Origin of the sequence: Gilliamella sp. Fer4-1 (genome assembly GCF_001690515.1) — a bacterium.
Taxonomy (GTDB): Bacteria; Pseudomonadota; Gammaproteobacteria; order Enterobacterales; family Orbaceae; genus Gilliamella; species Gilliamella apicola_C.
The window spans coordinates 1-3,358 of sequence record NZ_LZGZ01000311.1; the positions used below are offsets into that span (position 1 = coordinate 1).

3 protein-coding genes are annotated in these 3,358 nt (G+C 38.2%); 2 read left to right on the top strand and 1 reads right to left on the bottom strand.

Going from position 1 to position 3,358, the window contains the following annotated elements:
* Positions 1-144: 144 nt before the first annotated feature.
* Both mnmE and glyA read left to right on the top strand, forming a co-directional pair.
* Positions 145-1,506: a tRNA uridine-5-carboxymethylaminomethyl(34) synthesis GTPase MnmE gene (gene mnmE, locus A9G30_RS10495; RefSeq protein ID WP_065588919.1), complete on the top strand. Its 1,362-nt coding sequence runs from the start codon at positions 145-147 to the stop codon at positions 1,504-1,506.
* A 328-nt stretch (positions 1,507-1,834) separates the two neighbouring features.
* Complete coding sequence (glyA, locus tag A9G30_RS10500) at positions 1,835-3,091, top strand: serine hydroxymethyltransferase (RefSeq protein WP_065588920.1); 1,257 nt, start codon at positions 1,835-1,837, stop codon at positions 3,089-3,091.
* 65 nt (positions 3,092-3,156) lie between these two features.
* On the opposite strand, the gene A9G30_RS13040 is transcribed toward glyA, so the two are convergent.
* Positions 3,157-3,358: hypothetical protein (locus A9G30_RS13040; RefSeq protein WP_218057850.1), on the bottom strand; the 202-nt coding region annotated here is incomplete at its 5' end.

A 3,358-nucleotide genomic window follows, 5' to 3' on the forward strand; every position in this document is an offset into this window, starting at 1 on the left:
AACTTATCAAATCTTTTGATTCTTTTATATATTTTTTGAATATAGCTCATTCTTATCATCACTAGATAAGTAAGCAGTAGCTGTTTTTGGCATCTTGTCCATGATATTATGGCACATTGCTATTTAATTTAGAAATTAATACATATGAATTTAGATACTATTGTTGCACAGGCAACCCCACCTGGCCGTGGAGGTGTTGGGATTTTACGTATTTCGGGATCTCAAGCCCGAGCAGTAGCTCAATCTATATTAGGTAAATTACCTAAACCACGCCACGCTGATTATTTACCTTTTTTAGCATCAGATGGTTCAACTTTAGATGAAGGTATCGCTTTATTTTTTCCAAATCCACATTCATTCACTGGCGAAGATGTGCTTGAGCTACAAGGGCATGGCGGGCCAGTTATTCTCGATTTATTGTTAAAACGAGTTCTGGAAGTGCCTAATGTCCGTATTGCACATCCTGGTGAATTTTCAGAGCGCGCATTTTTAAATGATAAACTAGATCTTGCCCAAGCAGAAGCCATTGCTGATTTAATTGATGCAAGTTCGGAACAAGCAGCAAAATCTGCAATATCATCTTTGCAAGGTGTATTTTCTAAAAAAGTAAATACACTGGTTGAATCATTAATCCATTTACGCATTTTTACCGAAGCAGCAATTGATTTTCCTGAAGAAGAAATAGACTTTTTATCGGATGGTAAAATTGAGGCTCAGCTAAATGAAGTAATTACTCGCTTAGCTGAAGTTCGCCAAGAAGCTAAGCAAGGAACACTGTTACGAGAAGGAATGAAGGTAGTCATTGCTGGGCGCCCTAATGCAGGTAAATCCAGTTTGCTTAATGCACTAGCAGGGCGTGATGCCGCCATAGTGACTGATATAGCAGGAACGACCCGAGATGTACTACGTGAACATATTCATATCGATGGTATGCCGTTACATATTATTGACACCGCAGGTCTACGTGAAGCCAGTGATGAAGTGGAGCGAATTGGTATTGAGCGAGCTTGGCAAGAAATTGAACAAGCAGATAGAGTATTGTTTATGGTCGACAGCACAACAACGACCGAATCCAATCCCGAAAAATTATGGCCAGAATTTATTGAACGCTTACCTAAAAATTTGCCTGTTACTGTTATTCGCAATAAAGCAGATTTAACTGGCGAATCGCTAGGTTATAGCGAAGCAAATGGTTACTCGCAGATCCAACTATCTGCACGAACAGGTGAGGGAATAGAACTGCTACGAGATCATCTAAAACAAGCCATGGGCTATACCAGTAGTACCGAGGGAGGATTTTTAGCACGCCGCCGCCACCTACAAGCACTCGAAAAGGCCGCTCAGCACTTAAACAATGGCAAACATCAACTCGTTGTTTTTCATGCTGGTGAATTGTTAGCTGAAGAGCTAAGGTTAGCTCAAGAAGCTTTAAGCGAAATCACGGGAGAATTTACCTCCAATGACTTATTAGGCCGTATATTTAGTTCGTTTTGCATTGGTAAGTAAATGCAATTAAAAAATGAATAAAATCAATAGCTTTTCTGAACAACTTTTAGAGGTAAAAATGCACTCTTTTTTGGCGGTCTTTTATTCACAGTATGCAAATACTTCCTTGTTTTTGAAAATATTAAAGATATCCACATTAAACCACTATTTTAATGGTGATTTGTAAATGCGTTATTCTTGATATCGATTTGTCATAAATTTTTTTTATAACCTTAAAAAAAGATTGAAATCGCACGTTAATTAAGTAAGGATAACTGACAGTAATATTTTTATACACTATGTATAGCAAAGCCTTTAAGACTAATGCAATGAACAATAAGGAGTCAACATGTTTAGTAAAGATATGACTATTGCCGATTATGATAAGGAATTGTGGAATGCCATTAAAGGCGAAGAACAGCGTCAAGAAGATCATCTTGAACTGATCGCATCAGAGAACTATACCAGCCCACGAGTAATGCAAGCGCAAGGCTCACAACTTACCAATAAATATGCTGAAGGTTATCCTGGCAAACGCTATTATGGTGGTTGTGAATATGTTGATATTGTTGAAAAATTAGCAATAGAGCGTGCTAAGGAGTTATTTGGTGCGGACTATGCCAATGTGCAACCGCATTCGGGTTCACAAGCTAATTTTGCGGTTTATATGGCACTGTTAAAAACAGGGGATACCGTTTTAGGTATGAATTTATCCGAGGGAGGTCATTTAACGCATGGTTCGCCAGTGAGCTTTTCAGGCAAACTTTATCATGTTGTTTCTTATGGTGTTGATGATTCTGGTCATATTGATTATCAACAGCTGGCTAACATTGCTCAAGCCTCAAAACCTAAAATGATTATTGGCGGATTTTCGGCTTACTCGGGCATAGTTGATTGGAAGCGTATGCGCGAAATTGCCGATAGTGTAGGCGCTTACTTATTTGTAGATATGGCGCATGTAGCAGGTTTAGTTGCAGCGGGCGTTTATCCAAATCCTGTTCCTTATGCGCATGTTGTTACCACTACAACACATAAAACCCTAGGAGGCCCACGAGGGGGATTAATTTTAGCTAAAGGTGGTAGTGAGGACTTATATAAAAAACTAAATTCAGCGGTTTTCCCAGGGGCACAAGGCGGTCCTTTAATGCATGTGATTGCAGCTAAAGCTGTTGCATTAAAAGAAGCCATGGAACCTGCGTATAAACAATATCAACATCAAGTAGTTAACAATGCTAAAGCTATGGTGGAAGTGATTTTAAATCGTGGTTATAAAGTGGTATCTGGTGAAACAAACAATCACCTATTCTTAATTGATTTAGTCGACAAAAATATTACAGGTAAAGAAGCTGATGCCGCTTTGGGTAGTGCTAATATTACTGTTAATAAAAATAGCGTACCTAAAGATCCGCAAAGCCCATTTGTAACATCGGGTGTGCGTATTGGTACACCAGCTATTACTCGTCGAGGCTTTAAAGAAGCCGAATCACGTGATTTGGCCAATTGGATTTGTGATGTGTTAGACAATATTGATGATGAACAAACCATTCAAACAGTGAAAGAAAAAGTGTTAACTATTTGCCGTCGATTACCAGTTTATCAGCATTAATTATTGATAAAAAATTGCCGACTATTATCGGCAATTTTTTAATGAATTGTTTTATAAAATGATTTTTATTTATCATTCGTTGTATTATCTTGGTTTTTTTCTTGCTTTTGTAGTTCGATATAGTGTTCTAAATAACCTTTGTGCCATAACCAACCGCCCATTGCGCCAATACCAAGTAAAATAGCTAACCCAAAAGCGGCAATTAAAACTTTGTTGCTGTTGTTTTTCATTGGGTCACGCAAATTGCGTTTTGCGTTTGATGGCAGT

Bases quoted from the DNA above. Each gene is read 5' to 3' on its own strand.
- mnmE (WP_065588919.1), top strand. From the start codon at position 145: ATGAATTTAGATACTATTGTTGCACAGGCAACCCCACCTGGCCGTGGA.
- glyA (WP_065588920.1), top strand. From the start codon at position 1,835: ATGTTTAGTAAAGATATGACTATTGCCGATTATGATAAGGAATTGTGG.